The organism is Anaerosporobacter sp., assembly GCF_031551385.1.
Classification (GTDB): domain Bacteria; phylum Bacillota; class Clostridia; order Lachnospirales; family Lachnospiraceae; genus Anaerosporobacter.
Genome location: NZ_JAVBNS010000152.1, coordinates 1 through 4710, shown reverse-complemented (window position 1 = coordinate 4710; position 4710 = coordinate 1). Strand labels below are relative to the sequence as shown.

4 protein-coding genes and 2 other annotated features are annotated in these 4710 nt (G+C 31.8%); all 4 genes read left to right on the top strand.

Annotated features, from left to right (window positions below; translation table 11 throughout):
* Positions 1 to 104: 104 nt before the first annotated feature.
* The 4 genes from RMR19_RS12525 to RMR19_RS12510 all read left to right on the top strand — a co-directional run bounded on the left by RMR19_RS12525 (position 105) and on the right by RMR19_RS12510 (position 3986).
* Positions 105 to 917, top strand: coding sequence for a phosphotransferase enzyme family protein (locus tag RMR19_RS12525; RefSeq protein WP_310603829.1), 813 nt, complete (start codon positions 105 to 107; stop codon positions 915 to 917).
* A gap of 148 nt (positions 918 to 1065) precedes the next feature.
* Positions 1066 to 1530, top strand: coding sequence for a Cys-tRNA(Pro) deacylase (ybaK, locus tag RMR19_RS12520; protein ID WP_310603828.1), 465 nt, complete (start codon positions 1066 to 1068; stop codon positions 1528 to 1530).
* Between the two features lie 206 nt (positions 1531 to 1736).
* Positions 1737 to 2246, top strand: a complete 510-nt coding sequence (locus RMR19_RS12515; RefSeq protein ID WP_310603827.1) for a GNAT family N-acetyltransferase — start codon at positions 1737 to 1739, stop codon at positions 2244 to 2246.
* A gap of 58 nt (positions 2247 to 2304) precedes the next feature.
* Positions 2305 to 2540, top strand: a binding site (T-box leader).
* Positions 2541 to 2612: 72 nt separating this feature from the next.
* Entirely contained in the window at positions 2613 to 3986 is a 1374-nt protein-coding gene (locus tag RMR19_RS12510; protein ID WP_310603826.1) for a glycine--tRNA ligase, read from the top strand.
* Positions 3987 to 4319: 333 nt separating this feature from the next.
* Positions 4320 to 4539 (top strand) — a binding site (T-box leader).
* The last annotated feature ends 171 nt before the right edge of the window (positions 4540 to 4710 follow it).

Genomic DNA, 4710 nt, shown 5'->3' with positions numbered 1-4710 from the left:
GGATAGCGTATTTTTTATTATAATGATATACAATGTTATGACAAAGATAAAGCAAAACAAGTTGCAACGATATTTATCAGATTAGAAAAAAGGAGAGAAATATAATGGCAGATAAAAATAGCAATTATGAAAATCTATTAGAAGAGGCAATGAAACTTTATAATTTTACAGAGCCCAAGGTAGAATTTATACGTCATAATGAAAATATTACATATTCTATAATTGATAGAGATAAAAAATATCTTCTTCGTATACATAAAGAAGCTAAAGGATTAGATTTTTCTTTTTATCGAGGAGATATTAATAGAGAAATTCTTATAAAGAGTGAAATAGATTTACTAAATAAATTATCTAAAGAGAAAAATATTGTAGTACAAACTCCTGTTCAAAATAAGAATGGGAAATATGTATCATGCTTAGAGGATGGAAGTTTTGTGACAGTACTTACTTGGTTAGATGGAGAAAGACTAGATTCTGTGGAAATAACAAAGGAGCTTGCTTTTAAGATGGGAGAAATGACAGCAAGGTTACATGAATCTTATTATACACTTCCTACCTTTAAAAGATGTGTCTATGATGATGTATTTATAGATAAGTTTATTATGGAAGCAAAGTCAGCAATGGAATTAAAGCATATAAAAGAAGTTCATTATTTAGAAATAAGAAGAGTTTTAAAGAGGTTACAAGATGTATTAATAAAAGAAAAAGATAATTTTGTAATAATACATTATGATTTTAGTAAATCAAACATAATTTATTCAAAGGAATCTGTTTCACCGATTGACTTTTCTATGTTTGGCTATGGAATTAGAGAGATGGACTTGGGTGGCTATCTTTGTATGATTGAAGATAGCCAATTAATCTCTTCTATTTTAGAGGGATATGAAAGTGTAAGCGGATATAAAATAAACAAATAATATCTTGATATATGTAAAGCACTTGCTATAATTGGATATATAATTATTCATCATAATAAAATCTATGAAAACGAAAAGTTTCAAGCAAATATGGATCGATGGTGTTCAACTATTTTTTCAAAAATAATCTGATTTAGGAGATAAAACAATGGAAAAAACAAATGTAATGCGTATATTAGATAAGCAAAAGATAAAATATAAAGAACATACCTATACAGATGTAATCAGTGGAATTGACGTTGCAACTACACTTGGGCAAAATCCAGAATGTGTATTTAAGACACTTGTTACAGTAGGAAAATCAGGTAGCAATTATGTGTTTGCAATTCCAGTAGATAAGGAACTTGATTTAAAGAAAGCAGCGAAATGTGTTGGTGAAAAGTCGATTGCAATGATTAAATCGAAAGAATTGTTGCCACTAACAGGTTATATTCATGGAGGTTGCTCACCGATTGGAATGAAGAAGCAGTTTAAAACGATATTTGATTCTTCTGCGAGCCGGCAAGAACACATATTTTTTAGTGGTGGAAAGATTGGGTTTCAGGTAGAGATAGCGGTTTGCGATTTGGACAAGGCGGTACGATTTGAGTATGGAGATGTTATTGAAGAATAGTTCGTAATCATTTGAAAGATAGTAATGCATGGTTTTTTGAAAATTAATATCCCATTCCCAAAAGATAAAAAAATCAGTTGGTGTAATATTTGTTTTAATTCATCTGTGACACAAAAATTATGTTTTCTATGTGATATATTATAGCTAGAGAGTGTTAAAAAACCTTAAACTGTTACGAAGAATATATCAAAGAAAGTAGGTTATATATGCAAAATATAATAATTAGACCAATAAAACAAGACGATATTGAAAAAATACTTAACAATTATACAGAACAAGGATGGGAAAAGCCTAGAGAAGTAATCGAGAGATATGTTAGAAGGCAAGAAGAGAAATCTTTGTTTTCATTTATTGCAGAATATAATAATGACATAGCAGGTTATACAATTCTATATCCCTTTGTAGAGAAAGGTGCATTTGCAAACAAGAATATTCCAGAGATAAGTGATTTTGTTGTATTTCAAAAGTATCAGCGAAATGGAATTGGGAATAAAATTCTTGATGCAGCAGAAAAGAAAGCAAAGGAATTAAATGATTTTGTCTCACTTGCAGTTGGAATACATTCTGGCTATGGTGCAGCTCAAAGAATCTATATAAAGAGAGGGTATGTGCCAGATGGAAGCGGTGCATGGTATAATGATGTTCAATTAGAACAATATGCACCATGTCAAAATGATGATGATTTAGTATTATATTTATTGAAAGAGTTACAATAATATAAAAAAATATCATATTGACAGAAATACAAATCATGGATATAATCTACCTAATATATTAAATGCAAAGAAGAGAAATAGTACATGAATGAAAACTTTTCAGAGAGAGAATGGTTGGTGAAAATTCTTAGGTTAAATTGATGGAAGGCATCTTGGAGCAGCGATGTGAATTATAGTAGCGTTCGACGGAAAATCCACCGTTATAAGGAAACAATATAAAGTAAATATATTTACTAGTATTGGAAGTGCAGATTTTTCTGAATTTAGGTGGAACCGCGGATATTCGCCCTAAGCATAATTAGACTATGCTTAGGGCTTTTTTTTATTTATAGGAAAATACGCCCAATTGTTTAAGGAGGAGAAAAAATGGAGCAAAGAAGATTTTCAATGGAGGAATTGGTAGCATACTGCAATCAGTACGGTTTTATTTTTCAAGGAAGTGAGATTTATGGTGGATTGGCAAATACTTGGGATTATGGACCATTAGGAACAAGGTTAAAGAATAATATTAAGGATGCATGGCGATATTATTTTATTCAAAGGCGGGAAAATAGTTTTGAAGTCGATTCAGATATTTTAATGAATCCTAGAGTATGGGAGGCAAGTGGTCATGTTTCAGGATTCTCAGACCCACTAATAGATTGCAAAGATTGCAAAGCGCGTCATAGAGCAGATAGTTTAATTGAGGATTTTGATTCTGCTATAAAAGCGGATGCTATGACGCAAGATGAAATGATGGCGTATATAAAAGAGCATCAAGTAAAATGTCCAATCTGTAAAAGTACAAATTTTACTTCAATACGCCAGTTCAATTTGATGTTTGCAACGAAACGAGGAGTAACTGCAGATTCATCGTCAACAATTTACTTAAGACCTGAGAATGCACAAGGAGAGTATGTTAATTATTTGAATGTATTAAGAACTATGCGTACAAAACTTCCATTCAGTATTGGACAAATAGGAAAAGCATTTCGTAATGAAATTACTCCAGGTAACTTTACATTTAGAACGATTGAATTTGAACAGATGGAGTTTCAAACGTTTTGTAAAAAGGATACAGATAGTGAATTGTTTCAGTATTATAAAGAATATGGGAAAGAATTTTTTATGTATCTAGGATTACCATCGGAAAGATTAAGATTTCATGATCATGAAAAACTAGCTCATTATGCAAAAGAGGCAACAGATATTGAATATGAGTTTCCATTCGGCTGGGGAGAAATTAATGGAACGCATAATAGAACCGATTTTGATCTTAGCAAACATCAAGAATATTCGGGAAAATCAATGGAGTATCTAGATGAGGAAACGAAGGAAAAGTATATTCCCTATATCATAGAATCAACATATGGATTAGATCGTATCATATTGGCACTTTTATTTGAACATTTGCATGAGGAAATCATTAATGATACAGATAAGAGAATCGTGTTAAACATTAAGCCTAAATTGGCACCAATTAAAGTAAATGTATTGCCATTAATAAAAAAGAAACATAGTGAAAAAGCAAAGGAAATCTATCAACAGATATCGCAAAGAATGATGGCGAACTATGATGTTACAGGTAGTATTGGTAAAAGATATCGAAGAGGAGATGCTATCGGAATTCCTTTTGCAATAACAGTAGACGACCAAACATTAGAAAATCAACTTGTAACAGTAAGAAATCGAGATACAATGGAACAAGAAATAGTGAACGTTGATGAGTTGATAACGTATCTTGAAAGTTATATATTATAAATGGGAAGAGTAAACGTTCTTGCATACTGATAGGAATGAATATAAACACTTGACTATTGTTCTTAGCTAGATGTAAGAATCTTCTCTATTATTTGTATCAATTTGGTAGTTACTATTCAGCCATGCGGATATGCAATGACATATTCCGTAGAAAGCTTGCTTGCGGAGGAATATGTTGTTGCATATCCATACGGCGTTTAGCCGCAGCGAGATGTCGCATAGCGAAATCGAGCTGGCATGGCGTTTAGACTGAACTGTAACATTTGGTACAATAATAACATAAAAGCATATTGACATTTTTAATCAAAAGCATATAATAAAAACAATAGCATAAGAAAAGCAAAGACGGAAAAAGTAGTTTAGTGGAAACATACAGAGAGAAGGGCATTAGGTGAGAGTTCTTTATGAGGGAAGCTAGACGAAAACCATTCCTGAGCTGTATCGCTGAAATTAGTAAGCAGTACCGTATGCCTGCGTTAAAGGATAGGATTTGTTTGAATCCGAAGTGAAAAGTTAAGGTGGAACCGTGCAGTGGTATACTTGCACCCTTATGATTGTGGTAGATAAACCATGATTATTAGGGTGCTTTTTTAGTTTATAGAAAAAGATGTTCTATGAATTAAAAAGGATATCCCTTTAAGGCACAATTGAGTTTTCTTATGTTATTCCTAAAAATCCATTATTTGAAAGGAGTACATGAAAATGAAAGTAAGCAGCAAAGACG